Raw genomic sequence first — 17,570 nt, 5'->3', positions numbered from 1 at the left:
GCTCGACAAGCAGCCACTCCAGTGCGCCGCCCGGGTATTCCTTTGGCCATTCCGTTGCCAGCAGTTTCATTGAGCGACGCATCGCCTCGCCGAAACCCGGTTGCACAGCTGTCCCCGGCAAAATTGTTAGGAGCGCCCTAAGGGCACTCATTCTGTCTCGCGCGCGGCGTAGGCGCAGGTAGCTATCAGTTCAGTTGCAGCCAACACCGGTTCTGCTTTCAACCCGGCGCCGAGTGACGCGGATGCCCTTGGCCGAAGTCGACGGAAGGTTTCGAGCAGTCGAAACGGCGGGGGTGTAGCTTCCGCGTGCTGTGGACCGTGGATAGCGAGGAGATGCAGCTGGTCCAACCGCCAGTGCTGATTGCTGACTTGCGGGCGCTCAATCAGCGCCTTAACCCGGAGCATCGGTGAGGGCCTGTGAGTCGAACTTTGTTCGCTTTCTACGAATTATCGGAACTGGAGGTTGCCGTCCGGTTTTTAGAATTGGGGCTCAACTATAGGTTGTAAAAAAATGACATTTCATACTAGGTATTGTGTAGTAAGATGGAGTCGAGCTGCGAAGGTAGTGCATCCTTTTAGGCATCGGGTGGGCGTACGCAAAGATTCAGTGATGAAGGGCTTGCCGATAGATTCCTGAAGGTGCAGCGGGACGGGACGGCGGAACTGCCAGTTTTCGCTGTCGGGCCGTTTGTACATGTACTGTGACATCTCTTTGCCTTCGCCCAGTGGTGACCGTTAGTGGACTGATTCGTACGCGGATTGGTACGCTCCATTGTTACGGTCGACAGGCGAAAATATTTAGCCCCAGCAGTCGTGAAAGCCTTATAAATCAAGGCTTCGGAAAGCAAAAGGCCGCTGGTCCTTGCGGAACAGCGGCCTTTCCTACAACTGGTGACGAATCAGGGATTCGAACGCCGGACCTGCGGATTATGATGCCGGAAAACTCCCCTCCACAAACGCACGCGCCTGCGCGAGATCGCTCTTCGCGTACGCCGCGGTCGTCTGCACAGACGCGTGCCCAAGTAACTGCTGCGCGACCGGCAGCGGCACCGCGTGGTCGACCACCAGCGTGTGTGCGTAGCCGTGCCGGAGCCAGTGCGTCGATGCTGCGCGCAGCAGGGCGAGCGTTACGCCGTCGCCGGCTGCGACGAGTGCTTCCGCCGCACGGAAGACCGCCTTGACCTCGTCATAGAGGCCGCTCGCGCCGAGCGCATCGCGCTTCTCGCTGTGAATGACCGGCAGCCGTTCGAAGGCACCCGGCTCGGGCGTTAGCCCGCGGGCGAGCCGGTATGCGCGCAGCGGCGGCACGCAGACGGAGGGGAGCGGAATGGCCCGCAGCTTATTGCCCTTGCCGTGCACGTGCAGCGTCCAGTTGCCGTCGGCGTCGACATCAAGCCGCGGTAACCCTGTGGAGTCGGACCACACCAGTTCCGCGAGCCGCACACCCGCATACCGGTACAGCGACCAGATTGCGTAGCGACGTGTCCAGACGGGCGGGGTGAGGCCGGTCGGTACAAGGTCCGCGACGACCGCGTCGCACAGCGCGACCACGCTGGCCGGCATGATGCGGGTCGGTGTCCAGGCCGCGCGTGCGGCACCGCCGCCGGACAGATCGGCGGCCGGATTCGCGGTCAGGTAGCCGGTTTTGAGCCAGTAGCGGAACAGGCTCGAGACCACCGCGAGTGCGCGGGACGGTACCGCCGCGGACCGCTCGCGAGGGGTAACTGGATGACCGTGACGGGCACGTTGACGGGTGCCGGGGGGCGTCTCTTCGCCGATGACCGGACCGTGACCGGGTTGGAGTTCGAGGGCGCGGCGGTACGCGAGCAGGTCGTGCCGCGTCAGGTCCGACAGCGGCCCGAGCCGCTCGCGCTCGCACCAGGTGATCAGGCGCCGCAGGTCAGCGAGGTACGCGCGCCGCGTGTGCGGCGAACGGCCCGCGCGATCGCGCAGGAAGAGGATCACCGCCTGGGCGTCGTCCGTCACGCCCAGCGTGTTCGTGACCATCGAGGGATTGACGAAACGGCCGGCCCGCGCGAGCCATCCGCCAGTGGTGCTGGCAGCACAAGTGACATTGGGGGCGCCAGTGTGCGGCGGTTCGAGTGTCATTAACCAGACGCCGGTTGCGGCGGGTGCCGCTGCGTCGTTCGCGGGGAGCAGGGTGTCTGCGTCGGCGACCTCGTGGAAGCGTCGCCGGTGCTGGTGCAACACCCGTTCGAGGATGGTCTCGGGTGGGGGCGCATCGTCCGCCGCGACAATCCGCAGGCGCCCGCGATCCCAGTACTCGACGGCGGCATCGTGCTCGAGCAGCAGCGCGAACACGGTGGGGTGCTCGCGTTTCGCGTCCGCGAGTGACGGACAGCCGCGCTTCAGCCGCGACAGCGTCCAGTGCATGTAGACCGGGTGGCCGGTCGCACCGACGAGGTAGTCGAGCGCCGCCTCAATGGAATCCGGCAGCGGTTGCGGTGGCGACGCGGCGGTATCGATCCAGTGGGCCGGGTTCATCGCGCCTTTCTCCGCGCTGACGCGCCATCCGGGGAGGGCGTCGCCGTCGGGGTCGAAGCGGCCGGGGTCCTCCGGTGTCGACCCGGAGTGGCGCTGACCAGCCGGCGCGCCCCTTCCTGCATCGTCTGCAGCAGCGCGCGTTGTTCGGCGACGACCGTCGTCAGGGCGGCCGCTTCGGCGGCGGCGCGCTGGTGGGCGTCGCGCTCGCCGGCGAGTTCGGTCAGCAACCGGTCACGTAACCCCTCAAGTGCGGCCACCCGCTCCTGGGCCTGCGCGATCTGGCCGGACAGGCGCTCGCGCTCGGCCTGCAGCGCATGCCGCTGGTGTTCCGTTTCCTGCAGCAACTGCCGGGACAGGCCTTCGTAGCGGGCGTGAACCGCGGCGAACTCGTCTGCATGCATTTGTCTGGTCTGGGCGAGCGTTGAGGTGACAGTGTCCAGTTCCGCCTGCAGGCCTGCTGCAGAAGCCCTGAGCGTCTCCGCCCGCTCGGTCAGGCTGCGGCAGTCCGCGCGCAGGTTGGCCAGATCGCCGTCGCGTGCGCTCAGCTGCGCCCGCAGTTCAGCGAGTTCGACCCTCAGCATCTCGGTCCGCAGATCGGCGTCCCGCCGCGAGGCGTCCGAGGCTTCCGCGGCCTTCGTCGCTTCATCCCTGAGGCGCGCCACATCATCGAGCTGGACGGCCACGGCCGCCTGCCACAGCGCGCGCATCTGTTCGGCGATCGGATCGGGCAGCCCGGGAATCGCGACCTGCGCGAGACCGGCGTGTACCACCTCGGCTTCGATTGTGTTCAGCACGCGCGACAGCATCGTCGGGTCGCCGGCGCCGAGTCGCGCGCGCAGTTTGCGGACTGAGACCACCTTGCGGAAGCGCTCAGGCGTGGGCGGCGGGTGGTCGGAATTGACCTCCGCCTCGGCGAGCATCGCGAGCACGGTGGTGCGGATCTGGTCGGGGGAGACGGCGGCGGGGCGGGCCATGGCAGGACTCCAGCGGCGGCAACGCCAGCGCACCCGAGATAGGACAGGCGGGTTCAGGGCGGGCGCAGGCGGGAATTTCCAGTCTAGATTACGCACAGGCCTGACGCCAGAAAACCGTTTTTGCGCCGGGAATGCAGGGGCTGGCCGCGATAAACCGCCTTATCGCGGCCAACCGGCGCCGGGCTGCCTTCCTGTGAAATCCGGCATCCAGTGCGTCGGCGCGGCGGCCATTCTGACGGTGCGGGGGCGACTGACGTGCCCGCCACCGGCCCGGCGATCGAACCGTCCCGCCCAGCGAACGATACGGCGTGTAACCGGGGCAAGCAGCTTAGGCAGGGCAATCAGGGCGATGCGCCCGGGTCGGGGCGGCCGACCGTGGGTGGGCCGTGGGGCGCGTGCTGGCAGAGATACCGGGCCGATACGGCGCTGCGGACCGCTCAGCGGGCACGCCGGCGAGCCGCACGCTCCGGCGCGCGGTCGGCGAGGCGCTGGCACAGCTCCGTCAGCCACTGCCCGACCCAGATCCGGTCTGCGTCGCTCAGGCGGCCAAGCAGATCGGCCAGCTCCGCCCCGACGTCGGGCACGCGCGACGAGCTGCGGCGAAACAGCTGTTCCACGGGCACGTCGTACAGGTCCGCCAGCGCGAGCAGGCGGGGCAGCGTCGGCAGCGTGGCGCCGCGCTCAATCCGGCTGATCGTCTCCGTGTTGACGCCGAGGATTTCCGCGACCTGTTCCTGGGTCTGCCCGGTACCGGTGCGCTCCCGGGCGAGCGCCCGGCCGAGTTGCAACGCGATCTTCTGTTCTGGGGGTAACGCCACCGGGTCAACACCTCATGTTGTTTATCAACATGAATCGTGGCCGGACCTGGTGGTTCGCGTAACATCATGATATGTTGATAGTCAACACGCCATGTTGAGTAAGGGTGCAGTCATCGAGGCGTTGAACCACGATCGCGAGGAACCTCCGATGCTAGTGACCGATACCACCTGGGCCGAGTCCCATCCGGTGAGACGATGCCTTGTTGAGCCCTATCAGGCGTGGCGGTGTGTCGGATGGACCAGTGAGATGCTGAATTTCTGGGTGGTCGCCGCGCGCGGGCAGCAGGCCGGCAAACATCTGCCGGACGGATGGCTGGTGGGCGGCCCGGAAGCGCTGCTCGAGATTGCGCCCAAGCTCGCCCCGCTGGCCTTTTCGGTGTACGTGCTGGACAGTGCGGCGGACGGCCGCCCGGCGGGTCTTTGCCAGGTCACCGGGATCTGGCGCGAGCGCGGCCCCGCAGGCCGTCCGGCGTGGTTCTGGTACCGGACCCGCGAGGGCGAATTCAGACCCTGTTCCCGCTTCCAGTTCACCGCCGGGAGCGAGGCTGAGCTCGAGTGCGCGCTGACGTTCGACGGGCCGGGTGACGCCGGTTGACGCGCCCCCCAACGGGCGCAGTGCGGCTGTGGCCACCGACTTGCGGAGAGATACGTCGTGCGGATCCAGATCGCCTCCGACCTCCACCTTGAAATGCTGCGAGAGCGGTTTCCCGACTATTTGCCCGTGCACCAGGCGGACGCCGATGTGCTGGTGCTGGCGGGCGACATCGGATCGCGCGAGGACGCAGTGCCACTGTTTGCCGACTGGCCGGTGCCGGTCATCTATGTGCATGGCAATCACGAGGCGTACGGCGAGCGCTACGACGAACTGGCGGGCGCGATCCGCGCCCGGGCGGCGGGTACCCAGGTCCAGTATCTCGAGCGTGACGCGCTGGTGATCGGCGATGTGCGCTTTCTCGGCTGCTGTCTCTGGACCGACTACGAACTGGACCGCACGAAGGCGCGCAGCATGGAGAGTGCCCGCCGTTTCATGCACGATCACACGGTGATCCGTGCGGCCGATGGCGGCTTCTTCCTGCCGGAGCATGCCCTCGCCGAACATCGGATGTCGTTCGCCTGGCTTCAGGAACAGCTCGTCACGCCGTTTGACGGGACGACCATCGTGGTGACCCATCATGGTGTGGCGCCCGCGTCTGTGCACCCGCGCTACCGGGGTGAACTTGTGAACGCCGGCTTCGTGAGCGATCTTCGTCATATCCTCGACCTGGCCGATGTGTGGATTCACGGACATGTGCATGACTCGTTCGATTATTGTGTGGGCGCCGCCCGCGTGATCGCGAACCCGCGAGGCTACGCGCGCAACCTGAACGTGGCCGGCACGCCCGCCGCCCTGAAGTGGGAAAACCCCGCGTTTGATCCGGCGCTGGTCATCGAGGTATAGGTCTGCGAAGCTGGCAGCAATGCGCAACGTCTTCGGACGCGGCTCTGGCCGGGCCGGCCGCCGAACGTTGGATTGAATGGAGTCGGGATGGGCAACGTTTTCGCGATACGACGGCGCACATCAGGTCGCATCGCGCGTCGGCTGAAAGACGCCTCGTTGCGCGTGCTCGAAGACCGCACGGATGGATTGGTGGATGATCCACTGACGCGCGCACGTATGCGCGGAAGGCGTTTCGCACAGGATGCTTACGCGCACGCCGATACCCTGACGCTTGTCCGCGCCAGCGACTACGCCAGGCTGGACGCGGCGGCAATATTGCGACGGCACGAGGAGGGCGGCCTGTACGCGCTCCCCGACCCTGAAAAGGCGCAGGAGCGCCGGTATCCGAAGTGGCAATTTGACGCTGAGCCCAGTCGCTTGGGCGCCGTGCTGCGGCTGTTCATCAGCGCCGGGACAAATGTGTGGGTGCTGCACGCCTTCATGATCCGCGAACGTGACGTACTGGATGGCAGGTCGCCGGCGGAAGTTGTCGTCGACACGAACCTCAGCGTGCGGCCGGTGATCGAACTGGCCATGCGCGAGCTCAACGCCGGACAGGGTCCTTCATGACCGGTTGCTCGTGAGCGCACCTGGCGACACGGGGCGCCGCCAGGACGCGACGAGGAGATACAACCATGGCGACGAAAGTTGGAACTGGAACACTGGACCCTGTTGCGATACCGGTGAAGAGCAGGTCTGTCCCGTACATGATGAGCGCGGCCGTATTGACGTATTCGGTTTCTCCCGATGGCACCTTTGGCGGAGCCATCTCCGTTGTCGTCACGGATATGACGGGCGCACCCGTAGACAAACTCGCTGCAGAGCATTTCCGACTGTTCGATGTCCACTACGGCATTAACGAACTCCGACCCGTTCAATTGACCGGCGCCGTCAATAACACCCCGATCCTGGGCGCGCCCGCTGCGCGAAACATGAATATGCGCGGCACCTACCAGCTCGGTTTTCAGAACCCCTCAATCGTGTTTGATGGCCTTCGCAATACCCAGCAGATCGGATTTCTGCATTTCGCGAACGCGGCCGGATTCCCAGACAGTAAAGAGGTTGAGCAGTTGACGTCGACGCCAACCTTTTCAGCATTGTTCGTTGGTACCTGAGTCGTCCGGGCCGGCGATCGCCCGCTGCGGGGCGCTGGATGGGGGTAGCGCGGCAAGACACCGTTGACGTGCACGGTGCGGCGATCTGTCACGAAGAGACTACTTTTCGATTTTTTATCCGAGGCGCTCAGTGTCCAATTTTTCCAGGCGTCCGCGCGCCGTGGACGCACGGAATTATTGGACAGGCAATTGCCAGTGGACTGCCAAAACCAGGACGGGCACGACCGTGAATTCGGAGCGAAGGAACGCTCCTGGATCGTTGCTGATGAGGTAGCGATCTTTCAGGATCACCTTGAATCGTTCCTGTCGGCGAACTGGACCGAATGGATCGCGGCCTGCAAAAACGTCGAGGCAGCGGCAGGTATCAGTCTCGCAAAAAATCAACTCGCATATCGGACGGCAACACTTAAGGCCGAGGGCGCGGTGCCAGAGATGCTCATGCAGATCCTGGCCAAGGTGGAGGGTAAGTAGTCGTGCATGAAATCATCTGCCCGCACTGTGGGAAGGCATTTAAGATCGACGAGGCCGGGTACGCGGACATCCTGAAGCAGGTTCGCGACAAGGAGTTTGAGAAGCAGTTGCACGAGCGGCTTGAACTGGCCGAGCAGGACAAGCGGAACGCCGTCGAACTCGCCCAGACTAAGGTCACCAGCGAATTGCAGAAGGCTGCCGCAGCTAAGGAAGCCGAGATCCAGGAACTGAAGTCCAAGCTCGATGCCGGTGAGGTCGCGCGGAAGCTCGCCGTGACCGAGGCCCTAAGCGCCGTGTAAAAGGAGCGTGACGTGCTCGCGAACAAACTGGAGCAAGAGAAGAATGACAAGCAGGCCGCTTCTAAGCTAGCCGAGGTGAGGCTCGTGTGGGTAGACGCCGACCATGCGGCCTGTCGATGAAGCATGCCCCGCGTGCGCCTTCAGGCTGATTCAGATCGCTCACCCGGAATGCACCACCGCAGCGTCCTGGGCGATAACCCGGTGGCGCCGTCACTGGACGCTCGAATCAATGCGCTTGCCGCCCATTGCGGGAGCACCGTTGCGGCGCGCGCCACAGAATATGCCGATGATTTCGCGAATGAGTGCATTGTCTGGTCTCGCGCAGCGTGCGGTTTGGGCCATCAGATGAACGCGCTGGCCAGACCTGACGCGTCCGCGACAACAGCTGTTGATGCGGGCATTGCAGCCGTCCCGGAGGGAAAGGTGCCCGTGCTGTTCCTGGACTATGACAACGTCTTGCATCCCTGCGACGCGTTTCGTACGCGGCGAGGAATCCGGCCATCTGATCCTGATGCGAGCCTGTTCCAGTTCGCGCCGCTGCTGGAAGACCTGCTTTCGCCGTTCCCGGAGCTTCGGATCGTGCTGTCCACCTCCTGGGTCGAAGTCCTTGGCTTCGACCGGGCGCGCGACAGACTGCCGATAAAGTCATTGCGTGACCGGGTCGTTGGCGCCACGTATCACTCCAGGCATATGGTTGCTCACGTGTGGGAACAAACGGCGCGAGGTATTCAGGTGCGGCGTTACGTTGCCCGTCACCGTTTGCAGCGCTGGGTCGCGCTCGACGACAGGGACGACGGCTTTGATGGCGCCGAAGAGCATCTCGTGAAATGCCGGCCTGGTATGGGGCTCGGCGACGAGGCCGTCGCGTCCCAACTGGCGGGCAAGCTCGCCGATATTTGCTCGGGCCACGCCCCGTCATGAGGCAGCAATGCAGCACGGTCACACAGGCCGCATGGTGTCGGCTGTCAGCGTCGACCGGCACGGGGCTTCAAACATGGTTCAGCAAAGGCGCCTCATGGACATATCAATCGTCCGGAGAATCCCGTTCGCCAGCAGCTCTTTCGTAACCTTCGCCATGATTGTCGGCACGGTGATGCAACCGTTATCGCGGCAAACGGGCGTCGAACACGGTGGAGAGCAGGGCAGATCGGCTCATGATCCTCCCGGCGTAACGTCTTGACGCTCTTTGCCTGTCATCGTCGTCTGCCAGCCAGCGACCCGTGGGCTTTTCGGCCATTGCCGACATTGACGCGGGCCGGGTTCTACGTCAGCAATGTGACGGATTCCCGACGGTGGAGGCGTCGAGCCACCGGTCGGCAGGTTTCCTGCAGCGCGAACTCACACCGCGGACCGAAAGTTGACACTCGACCGAACACGACGCTGCGCCATCGGCACGGCACAAGGATGCGCTGACGGCAACGAAACCTCTTTGGCGAATGCCGTCTTCCACCCACACGGAGCAGACCGAGGGATGCATGGGTAAGCAGAGGAACGCAGTTACAACTGCGACGGCATTGATAGAAGTTTCTGGAGACCAGCAATATCGAATGCGCGCAGCACCGTCAGTGGAACTCGAAGGTCTAACGCGACATCACGCGCATGTGAGAGCTCTTGATCTTGGAGCGATGAAACTTGATTGAGCCCCATCTCATTTAGGTCACGTTGCTGCAGTCGTAAGGCGATCGCCACAGGATCATCCTCTAAGCAAACTAGGCGGCTGGGTGCCAAGGCTCGAAACACACTCAAAGGCAAGCGCTGAATATCGCCCTCACCATCTCGCAGCACGAAGTGCCCGTCTAGAAGGATACACCGGCTGCGGCTTCCTGAGTCGCAGAAGCGTCGAAAGCCACGTATCAATAGATCTTGGTTTCCCTCGACGTCGGTGACAAGCTTTCCGTTCGCCGTGACCGCGTCAGCACGCTCGCGACGAATGAGGTCGCTTGCGGAAATGTGTGCATACCCATGTGTTCTCGCCACACATTCGCAAGTCGTGCTCTTACCGACACCGTGAACACCCCCGACAAACACTACGTTCATCTCGTTGCCTCCATGCATCGACGCAATGCGTTCTTTTCGTCCTCGGTCAGATACCGGTACGATTGGGGAGCATGGAACGGGGCGCCGAAGACTTCGTGCGGCAAGAGGCCGTCGTCGAGCGGTAACCGCTTGCCGAGCTTCAATGCTATCCCCAGCGTCTTGCCATCCAAGTAGTCAAAGAGGCGCTGTCTAGTAATACCGCCGCCCTCGTCCGATGAAATTCGCCATAGGGAAGACTTGCTAGCCCTTATGACCTCGGTGATCTCGACAACAGCGGCAAGGCGCTTCACCGGCGAAGTGGCATAGATGACCAAAGTGCTGATGACTCGATTTGGCCAGCGCCGACGGAACTCGACGTTCTTCTCTCCCGCGATGATTTTCTCGACATATTCAGGATGAATTGAGATAAGGGCTATGTCATCCGCAAAGCGAAATGATGGTTTCAAACTTTTCATGTTCGATCTTTGTAATGCTCTGTGGTTGCCCATTGAGCACGTGGTTCTTCAAGAGTGCGTCTAGCCCTAACGTCCGGGGGAGGTGTCTCACGAACCTGAACAGAATGACCTTGGTTGGCTTTGTCGCCATTTCCTCGATTTCGCCAAGCGTGTAGACGGTCCGGCGCTTTACGCGTGCGACTATCGACACAGGGTCGTGAAGCGTTTCATAACTCTCCACGACTCCGATACTCGTCAGCCCGCGCTCATCCACGGAGCGATAGAACAACAAAATGTCACCGGGCTTGATCGACTTCGTCTGTGCGCGACATAGATATGCCATCTTGATGGCGTTTCCGGCCTGATTGTCTTGCCCAAACAAATTCGCCTGAGTGTTCGATGTACCCTGAAAGTCTGGGAACAAAATCTCGTGGTACTGCGGTTGGATTGGCACGACATATTTGCCGATAGTCACATCCGAGCGGAAGTGTGGAAAGTAAGAGCGCAGATAGTCGAAAGGCGGCCGCGCTTCATCTGGCGCGACTGATGGATGCCTTTTAAGATAGACGGCGTCGCGACCATTGCTCCCGGGATGGAAGCCGACATGTTCGAAGCCAAAGTCGACGAGCAGTTCAAACAGAAAGTAGTGTCGGTCCTCGTCTCCGTGGATGAAAATGTTCTGAAGCCGATTCGTCGACGCGTATTGGAACGCGGCCTTGAGAAAGAGTTCACCTACCTTACGGCCTCGGCTGGTCTCTCCCACCTTGAACGTTGCTAGTTTGAGGCCCGTCCCTTCAATTGTGAACCGCTCGGCAATCCTTTCATTATCCTGTCGTGCGTATATGCAAATGCCACCGAGTTCACCCGGACGATGCCAGTGAACCCAAGCTTTCCGCCCTTCCTCGGCCTTATCCTGGAACCATTGGTTGAATGGAGCATAGCCCTCCCTTAAGCTGTCGAAAAACGGACTTCCCAAGATCGGTGTGAGACCGTAGAGGGGTACATCATCGATGTTTGGCAGGCGGACGCTGACGCTCTCGTGCAAGCGCAGCAGAAGATCCTCTGCAGTTTGGATCGTATATACGCGATCAACAAGCCCACGCGCCTTCGCCTTGTCGTGGATTCCACGGTCCTCGGTGACTAATGCTGCCGCGGCGTGTAGTGACAGGGCATATAGGATTTCGTTATCGACGGCATCGTTTCGCCGAGTGCTAGCATCGTTCCACGGACACTGTGGGCGATGCTCGAGCCGAGAGTACTGCTTCAATCTCTGGAGCGTTTGTCCACGGCGCACTTCATTTCTGTCCTCGTCAATGTCCTCTTCGGATGCCGGGTGGTAGACCAGCGAATGGCCGTGCGCGTTTGCCAGCCTGACGAAGTTCGCCAGATTGGATTGCAGAGGCAACGCAGAGTCCTCAAGTGGAATCAGTACGTTGGTGTCGAGCAGGAAGCGCATCAGTTCTCAGCTTCTTCTTGTTAGAACGAGTAACCGGATTAAATTCGATCCTTTCGTGCCCTCTGCCGGCGATGGCTCCCCGATGCGATGAAAGGCATGAGAGCCGCTCTCGATCGATGTGAGCGGGGCATCAACAGGCGGTACCCTAGCACAGTTGTGCGGCTCGCTAGCATGGGCGACTCCGTCACCGAAACTCTCGCCGCGGTAGACGCGCCGTAAATCAGCGCGCTCGCTCGCCCTCCAGCCAAGCCTCGGTAGTGGACAAGCGCTGGATCAGGTGGCATGGGTGACGAAATCCAGCGGCACGGCCACTCTCGAACGAGCACCTTGGCGCGCGTTCGTCGAATAGCGGTTCATCGCCGATCTCTACAAATTATGCTATTTGCATGCAAAACGCATTTGAGTCATTCATTGGGCGAGTACCCGCCCCTTCCAGGCTCCCTTCGCTTGACTGTGCGTTCTACAATGTCGCCGGCGTACTCCCGTGCTTCACTGTCAACCAACAGGAGGTTCGTCTTGCTTGCATCCGCTTTCCTCGATAAATCGAGAAACCCCGGCGCGTGGAGAAAGCACGCCCGCGCATTGCGACGATCAGCCAACTTACTTTGGGACGAGTTCTCCAAGCTACTCGTCGAAGCCGTCGCGGAAGCCCGGAACAATAACGCAGAGCCGGATTTGGAGGCAGCGCTTGAGGCTTTGGAAACGACAAAGCTCCTGTATGGTCTCGCGCTCGAGACTGCGCTTAAAGCACGGGTCGTCGAACGCTACCCATCCAAGATCGAAGTTCGGGTTGCGATGGACGGAACGGGGCAGGCCACCCACGCCGAGCTAAGAGCGGTAGGCGTTTCCATTTCGAACGGTCACAACCTGCTAGCCCTAGCCGAGGCAGCAGAACTCTTTGGAGCGGAGTTTCAATCGGTTCTCCGCACCGAAGACGACAAGAGCGCGATGCGAAACATCTGCCGGGATTTGGCCGAAGTGGTGTTATGGCGGGGACGATATCCCGTTCCGCTCGCATCCGCCGAGCCAGTAAGGCTCGACCCGAATGTGCCGCCGCGGGCAATGGCGCACTACATGCGCGATTGGCTCGATCAGGTTCTGGATGCGCTACTTGAGGACAGGGACGACAACGTCATGCAAGAATGACGACCTATCCTAACGGGACGTCCCGTCGCTCGCTCCATGAAACATTCAACGGAAGTGAAACAATCGAGCTGTCCAAACTCTATCGTTTCACCGACGCTTAGTTTCCCGGCCACTTGGCGTCAATTCGTTCACTCGTGACACGTAGTTCCGCGAATGTGTCTTCCTGCGTCGGTGCAGACAGCAGGTCAATAGTCGTTCGAAACGCAGTTCCAGCCGCGCCGCCGCGGTATGGTGCAAACACGGGGAAATCAATGCAAACGAAAAAGACACTTTTGCCGTGCGCTCTGTCGTTCGTCGCTGGCCTCGCGCTAGGCGGCTTCATCCTCGCCTCGTACCTTTCGGTTAAGGCATTGATGTTGTCCGACCCGACTCAATTTTGGACAATGGTGGGTTCGCTCGGTACGTGCGTTGGTTCGCTGATCGCCGTGTCTGGCCTCTTTGTCGCCGCGTTTAGCTTTCGCGCACAGGTCCGGCAAAACAGTATCGCGCTTGGCGTCGACGTTCTTCTCAAACTCAGCGAGTACTTCGACAGTCAACAGATGCGCAAGGCGAGGGCCACTGCAGCTGAGAGTCTGAAGCAAGACCAAAGTAAATCGCACCCTTCGATTGATGCCGTCATTGACTACTTCGAACAGCTCGGATTATTGGTCCGTCGAGGGGTTGTCGATGCAGAGTTCGCGTGGCACGAGTTTTACGAGTGTTTTTTTCACTACTACCACCTTACCGCAAAGTACCGCGCTGCCGTTGCTGAGAATGACAGCACGATTTGGGCTGACGTTGAATACCTATACTCGCAGGTCACGAATGCACAAGAACGCGCAGCTCGCGGTTCCGCTCGTGCGCCAACGCCGGCGGAATTGCGAACGTTCGTTGATTCCGAGGCTCACTGTAACGAGTGAGCGCTTGCCCTGACAAAATGCCGGCCGACTGCGACAACTCGTCTATGCGAGCGAACGCGCTATCAAACCCGCCGGGCTGATGTTGCGATGCGCATCGTTTGCCCCCTACGCTGTATCAAGCCCGCTTTCCGCTGCTGCTCTGGCAACCGACGTCGTAATCGACTGGCTAAGAGGACGTCCGACACCTCGCTTCCGGACGCGCCGCATTGAGAATGCGGACCTCACGCAGTTTCCAAATCAAGATCTCTTCCCGTTAAAGAAATGTCCGGCTTGCCAGAGTTTTTAGGCAGCAATCGTTTAATCGGCGAGGGAAAGATCCTGATTGAACGACAGGTGCGGCAAATGATCATGCCACATCGACAAAGAGACATGGCGGCTCCCGAAGCTGGGGAATCCTTCTCGGTTACAGACGTGGCGAGTATTTGCACGTTATCGACGCGACGCTTCCACAAGCCGGAGATCGTCGTTCGCGATTCCGTTTCACGCGTGCGAAACGGCCGCATCAGGATATTGCCCTCGCACGCTGGGAGGAAGGCTCTGGAATCGTCGATTATTTAGGAGACTGGCATGCTCATCCAGAGTCGAACTCGTCTCAGTCCAGGCTGGATGCGAGCGAGTGGCAAAAACTTTATGAACCGCAAGCCGTCCCCATGCTGTTCATCATTCTCGGATGGTTGTCTGCAGTTTGGGTCGGAAATCGGATCAGGGACACGATTGGACGGAGTCATCTACAGTTATTCGGATTAGCATGTGAAAAATGCATCGCGAGTAAGCTCCAATTATCACCGGTTCAAAGCAACCCGAATAGCGCTATCGGTGCCGACAAGTATGGGTGAGAGTACATTCCTTCCTCAGGGGCATTTGTCATGCGCAACGCTGCCCTTTCTCGCGCTCCGGGGTCTGGAATGCGCTCGAGCAACTTCAGCACTTGTTCCTTTGATAGCCGACGGAGAGTTGCATTCGCTTTGGAGACCGCATAAGGCGGAGCAAGCCCTTCGCGTAGAGCATCGCCGACTAGGCATGTGAACACAAAGCTTACAGTATCGGTAATAGGCCACTGAGCGGCGGTCGCCACCGCCTGACCGTTGAGCAGAAAAAGTGCGGGGTACGACACTGCGTCACTGGTCCGAAATTGTTTGAAGAAGTTTGATGCCCCACCCACCGCGGAATGACATGTGTTGAGGAGGACTAGCTTCAGCGGAAGATCTGCCGCAAACCGCTGCATGCCGTCAACGCTGATTGGGTGGCCATCATTCATGGCAGCTACGATCGGGTCTTTGTAAAGGCTGACAGGAAGCCCATGCGTAGATACCAGCAATACGTCCGCCTTGGCTGCGAATTCTGCGAGTTCAATGTCTTCATCAGAGATATCCGATGTCACCAACTCAAGTCCGGAAGCATCCGCCAATGCGCGTCCTTCGAACGGCGGAAGGAGAAGGTCTTCGTCAGAGTCGCTAAGCGCCGCCACGCCGTGCAAAGGTCCGGCAACTGTATCGTTGGCTGCATGCAGCGCGGGAACGAGGCGTACTTCGAGCGCGCCCGATTGCATCCGCGTCAGCAGGAGGGGATGAGTTTGAACGACAGGCGTTATGGGGAATGCACCGCCAAAGTCAAGCAGGAAGAGTATGGAGCCTGGATTGATACGCGCCACCTCCTCAAGCACTGGCTCCAAATGAAATTTACATGCAGCCACAAGATCCTGAAGTTTGCGAGCGAATTCGCTCCGCGTCAGTTCCTTCAATCCATAAGAAAACTCCGCGACTTTCCACTCCATGTAGTTGGTCGATGACAGCTCTACGCGGGAATAGCGATTGCCAAAAAAGGTCCAAAGCAGCGGGTTCGGGCCCGAGTAGGTCAAGGTTACTAAGACATCGCCATGCGCGAGGCGTTTTCGAAGTAAGGCGGAAGTGGATGCCAAGCTGGCTGCGAAGTGTGGCGGTGGCGACTCATATGTCGCCAACTGCGCTACTACCCTAGAAAGATCGTCCCACGTCGCACCTTTGTTTATGACCGACCATGCATCGTCGTACTTCTCACGATATCCATGTAGATGCGGAACGCCGAAGTTGCGCAATACTTCAACAATTCTTGATATCTCGGCTTTTAGGGCCTGCGGAATGTCCTCCCGCTCATTGAGCAAGGCTTTCCAGGCAAGAACCGAAAGCCAATCCCCCAGCCCGTTTCCCCTTAAAGCAGCCACGACATCTATGAGCGCATCAGAGTCGCCTTCCGAAGGAAGTTCTCGCATAGCTGTCTCAAATCGGGGAATGTAGCGTTCACGTAGCCCGCGTCGATGGTGTAAGCGGAGCACAGGTCTTAATGCCGAATCAAGCCCCTTTGCTGCGTCGGCGAGAAACGCAGCGCTGCTACCAAATTCGGGCATTAAGTTGGCCAGCCTCGAGCTGCTGAGGCCGAGCTCGACCAGAGCTTCTGGTCCTGTATCGTCCCCAATCAATTCTCGCGCCGCGGTCAACATCTCTGCCGCCCTAGGCAGGTCGTTCAGGTTGCGCAGGCAAGTTCCAAGATTAAGCGTCAAGTGGTAGCGAGCCGGCGAGTCGGCTGGGCATGTTTGGAGCGCCATACGCAGGTCCCTAGATGCGCCTTCATAGTCGCCGATCCGCATCCGGACAACGGCGGAATTGCTCAAAAATGACGGAGGAGGAGCTTCGTCTCTCGACTCAAAGAGTTCAAACGCTCGATCGGCAATCTTGATTGCTTCCTCGTGTGCATATAAGTCCGCGGCCGTAGATTGCATGGTTTCGAGAACCGAGCAGAGAAGGTCGATATCTTGCAGTTCCTCTGCTATTTCTCCCGCTTCCGTGATGCTCCGGTACGCAGCTGCCCCGGCGCCGTACGTCGAGTAGTGCATCGCTGCCTTAATATGAACGAGTGCGATATCGCGCTTTCGATCTAGTCGTTCATAAATTGACGTGGCGGCAGCCATCACCTTTGGACGATGGTCAATGCTGGCACCCATGCCGTCTATGTCGTCTAACGCGCCTTTTGTTATCTCAAGCACCTCAGTGATGCTTTCGGCGCTGTCGCTAATGTCCAGCATTGCGTGCAGGCAGGCAAATAGCTTCTCCGGGTCGCCAGCTGAAAAGTATGCCCTGGCACTAAGCTCGTCAAAAAGGACCGCTTGTGTCGGAAGTTTCTTTCGCCGGAAGAATAGGCGGATGTGGTCGGATAGTGTTGCGTAGTATTTCGGATCGTCGGGCACGCTGACCATGAGCGCGTTGTATAGTCCGATGAGGTCGTTATTCGTCAGGCCTTGTCGAAGCTTCTTGTCAAGTTTTTCCACAAATCGCCGTGGATTCAGCGTTCGCCACTTTTCCCAGTCCATTTTTTACTTACAGAGTTTCACTCGATATAGCATAACCGCTATCTGACGCCGAGTAGTTTACCTATCGCTCCGACATAACTTGGGAAATACTCGGCGCCTGAATTTCATGTAGGCACGGCCTTTCGCGTTTTGGCAACTCTGCCGTTCAAACTACCCGCGGGACTGGCGTCAGCAACGCTGACCATAGCCGCCGTTGGTCGATGGGTGCGCCAACGGCAGCTATGGCCGATCAGCGGGCATCACGGGCGGGGCAGGAGGGCGAGTCGGGTGTGGCCCGTTTGATATAAAAACCGTTGGCGAACGTTGACATGACATACATGCATGACTTCAGTATGTGTATCGTGTCGCTAAATCGCGGCTGGCGAAATTCAGCTTCACCTTCTCGGTTCCGTGTTGAGAGGTCATCCAGAGATAGAAGGATCGTTATACAGTGTCGCGTATGCAGCCGCACTTACTGCACCCGAGCGATCCGCGGATCAGCGTTGCGGACGATATCATCGAGGCTCGATTTGGCCAAGCCGCTCCGTCAGCGATTGCGGGTGGCCATCAAACAGCGCCGCGTAGTAAACCGTGTTCGACAATACATTCTTGACGTA

General features: G+C 60.0%; 15 protein-coding genes and 2 pseudogenes. 9 read left to right on the top strand and 8 right to left on the bottom strand.

Annotated elements, in window-relative coordinates; all coding sequences use genetic code 11:
- Nucleotides 1-519: 519 nt before the first annotated feature.
- From P3T16_RS15040 to P3T16_RS15025, 4 genes are all read right to left on the bottom strand, one after another.
- Entirely contained in the window at nucleotides 520-696 is a 177-nt protein-coding gene (locus tag P3T16_RS15040; RefSeq protein WP_429343017.1) for a DUF6538 domain-containing protein, read from the bottom strand.
- 231 nt (nucleotides 697-927) lie between these two features.
- A complete protein-coding gene (locus P3T16_RS15035) occupies nucleotides 928-2,505 on the bottom strand; it encodes a tyrosine-type recombinase/integrase (RefSeq protein WP_429342874.1) in 1,578 nt (525 codons plus the stop codon).
- A complete protein-coding gene (locus P3T16_RS15030) occupies nucleotides 2,502-3,479 on the bottom strand; it encodes a DNA-binding protein (RefSeq protein ID WP_429342873.1) in 978 nt (325 codons plus the stop codon). Before P3T16_RS15030 ends, P3T16_RS15035 begins: the two co-directional genes overlap by 4 nt.
- Nucleotides 3,480-3,916: 437 nt before the next feature.
- The gene (locus P3T16_RS15025) at nucleotides 3,917-4,297 is read right to left on the bottom strand and encodes a helix-turn-helix domain-containing protein (RefSeq protein ID WP_429342872.1); all 381 of its coding nucleotides are present in this window, start codon (nucleotides 4,295-4,297) and stop codon (nucleotides 3,917-3,919) included.
- A gap of 247 nt (nucleotides 4,298-4,544) precedes the next feature.
- Between P3T16_RS15025 and P3T16_RS15020 the strand changes: the two genes are divergently transcribed.
- From P3T16_RS15020 to P3T16_RS14990, 7 genes and pseudogenes are all read left to right on the top strand, one after another.
- Complete coding sequence (locus P3T16_RS15020; protein ID WP_429342871.1) at nucleotides 4,545-4,892, top strand: hypothetical protein; 348 nt, start codon at nucleotides 4,545-4,547, stop codon at nucleotides 4,890-4,892.
- A gap of 57 nt (nucleotides 4,893-4,949) precedes the next feature.
- The gene (locus tag P3T16_RS15015) at nucleotides 4,950-5,735 is read left to right on the top strand and encodes a metallophosphoesterase (RefSeq protein ID WP_429342870.1); all 786 of its coding nucleotides are present in this window, start codon (nucleotides 4,950-4,952) and stop codon (nucleotides 5,733-5,735) included.
- A gap of 87 nt (nucleotides 5,736-5,822) precedes the next feature.
- The gene (locus tag P3T16_RS15010) at nucleotides 5,823-6,344 is read left to right on the top strand and encodes a hypothetical protein (protein WP_429342869.1); all 522 of its coding nucleotides are present in this window, start codon (nucleotides 5,823-5,825) and stop codon (nucleotides 6,342-6,344) included.
- Nucleotides 6,345-6,409: 65 nt separating this feature from the next.
- A complete protein-coding gene (locus P3T16_RS15005) occupies nucleotides 6,410-6,889 on the top strand; it encodes a hypothetical protein (RefSeq protein ID WP_429342868.1) in 480 nt (159 codons plus the stop codon).
- 270 nt (nucleotides 6,890-7,159) lie between these two features.
- Nucleotides 7,160-7,360, top strand: a pseudogene (locus P3T16_RS15000) (ATP-dependent endonuclease); the annotation flags it as partial.
- Nucleotides 7,361-7,362: 2 nt separating this feature from the next.
- Nucleotides 7,363-7,743, top strand: a pseudogene (locus P3T16_RS14995) (DUF2130 domain-containing protein); the annotation flags it as partial.
- A gap of 39 nt (nucleotides 7,744-7,782) precedes the next feature.
- Complete coding sequence (locus tag P3T16_RS14990; RefSeq protein ID WP_429342867.1) at nucleotides 7,783-8,580, top strand: HAD domain-containing protein; 798 nt, start codon at nucleotides 7,783-7,785, stop codon at nucleotides 8,578-8,580.
- A 576-nt stretch (nucleotides 8,581-9,156) separates the two neighbouring features.
- Here P3T16_RS14990 and P3T16_RS14985 read toward each other — a convergent pair.
- From P3T16_RS14985 to P3T16_RS14975, 3 genes are read right to left on the bottom strand one after another with little or no spacing between them, the layout of a single operon-like run.
- Complete coding sequence (locus tag P3T16_RS14985) at nucleotides 9,157-9,696, bottom strand: ATP-binding protein (RefSeq protein WP_429342866.1); 540 nt, start codon at nucleotides 9,694-9,696, stop codon at nucleotides 9,157-9,159.
- Nucleotides 9,693-10,151 carry an ASCH domain-containing protein gene (locus P3T16_RS14980; RefSeq protein WP_429342865.1) on the bottom strand — a complete coding sequence of 153 codons (459 nt, stop codon included), beginning with the start codon at nucleotides 10,149-10,151 and terminating at the stop codon, nucleotides 9,693-9,695. Before P3T16_RS14980 ends, P3T16_RS14985 begins: the two co-directional genes overlap by 4 nt.
- The gene (locus tag P3T16_RS14975; protein WP_429342864.1) at nucleotides 10,114-11,586 is read right to left on the bottom strand and encodes a GNAT family N-acetyltransferase; all 1,473 of its coding nucleotides are present in this window, start codon (nucleotides 11,584-11,586) and stop codon (nucleotides 10,114-10,116) included. The genes P3T16_RS14980 and P3T16_RS14975 overlap by 38 nt, the downstream gene beginning before the upstream one ends.
- Nucleotides 11,587-12,102: 516 nt before the next feature.
- On the opposite strand from P3T16_RS14975, the gene P3T16_RS14970 reads away from it, so the two are divergent.
- Together P3T16_RS14970 and P3T16_RS14965 are read left to right on the top strand one after the other, a co-directional pair.
- Nucleotides 12,103-12,732, top strand: coding sequence for a hypothetical protein (locus tag P3T16_RS14970; RefSeq protein ID WP_429342863.1), 630 nt, complete (start codon nucleotides 12,103-12,105; stop codon nucleotides 12,730-12,732).
- Nucleotides 12,733-12,983: 251 nt separating this feature from the next.
- The gene (locus P3T16_RS14965) at nucleotides 12,984-13,631 is read left to right on the top strand and encodes a DUF4760 domain-containing protein (RefSeq protein WP_429342862.1); all 648 of its coding nucleotides are present in this window, start codon (nucleotides 12,984-12,986) and stop codon (nucleotides 13,629-13,631) included.
- A 790-nt stretch (nucleotides 13,632-14,421) separates the two neighbouring features.
- On the opposite strand, the gene P3T16_RS14960 is transcribed toward P3T16_RS14965, so the two are convergent.
- On the bottom strand, nucleotides 14,422-16,974 hold the full coding sequence (locus tag P3T16_RS14960; RefSeq protein WP_429342861.1) for a tetratricopeptide repeat protein: 2,553 nt from the start codon (nucleotides 16,972-16,974) through the stop codon (nucleotides 14,422-14,424).
- Nucleotides 16,975-17,570: the final 596 nt, after the last annotated feature.

The sequence above is a fragment of the Paraburkholderia sp. GAS42 genome (genome assembly GCF_050436565.1).
GTDB lineage: Bacteria > Pseudomonadota > Gammaproteobacteria > Burkholderiales > Burkholderiaceae > Paraburkholderia.
The sequence above is the reverse complement of the archived record's forward strand: the minus strand, read 5'-3'. Positions and strand labels throughout refer to the sequence as shown.

What these genes read in the sequence shown, in the direction of transcription:
- P3T16_RS14965 (WP_429342862.1), top strand. Translation starts at nt 12,984, where the DNA reads ATGCAAACGAAAAAGACACTTTTGCCGTGCGCTCTGTCGTTCGTCGCT.
- P3T16_RS14975 (WP_429342864.1), bottom strand. Translation starts at nt 11,586, where the DNA reads ATGCGCTTCCTGCTCGACACCAACGTACTGATTCCACTTGAGGACTCT.
- P3T16_RS15030 (WP_429342873.1), bottom strand. Translation starts at nt 3,479, where the DNA reads ATGGCCCGCCCCGCCGCCGTCTCCCCCGACCAGATCCGCACCACCGTG.
- P3T16_RS15010 (WP_429342869.1), top strand. Translation starts at nt 5,823, where the DNA reads ATGGGCAACGTTTTCGCGATACGACGGCGCACATCAGGTCGCATCGCG.
- P3T16_RS14990 (WP_429342867.1), top strand. Translation starts at nt 7,783, where the DNA reads ATGCCCCGCGTGCGCCTTCAGGCTGATTCAGATCGCTCACCCGGAATG.
- P3T16_RS14960 (WP_429342861.1), bottom strand. Translation starts at nt 16,974, where the DNA reads ATGGACTGGGAAAAGTGGCGAACGCTGAATCCACGGCGATTTGTGGAA.
- P3T16_RS15040 (WP_429343017.1), bottom strand. Translation starts at nt 696, where the DNA reads ATGTACAAACGGCCCGACAGCGAAAACTGGCAGTTCCGCCGTCCCGTC.
- P3T16_RS15020 (WP_429342871.1), top strand. Translation starts at nt 4,545, where the DNA reads ATGCTGAATTTCTGGGTGGTCGCCGCGCGCGGGCAGCAGGCCGGCAAA.
- P3T16_RS15035 (WP_429342874.1), bottom strand. Translation starts at nt 2,505, where the DNA reads ATGAACCCGGCCCACTGGATCGATACCGCCGCGTCGCCACCGCAACCG.
- P3T16_RS15005 (WP_429342868.1), top strand. Translation starts at nt 6,410, where the DNA reads ATGGCGACGAAAGTTGGAACTGGAACACTGGACCCTGTTGCGATACCG.
- P3T16_RS14980 (WP_429342865.1), bottom strand. Translation starts at nt 10,151, where the DNA reads ATGAAAAGTTTGAAACCATCATTTCGCTTTGCGGATGACATAGCCCTT.
- P3T16_RS14985 (WP_429342866.1), bottom strand. Translation starts at nt 9,696, where the DNA reads ATGAACGTAGTGTTTGTCGGGGGTGTTCACGGTGTCGGTAAGAGCACG.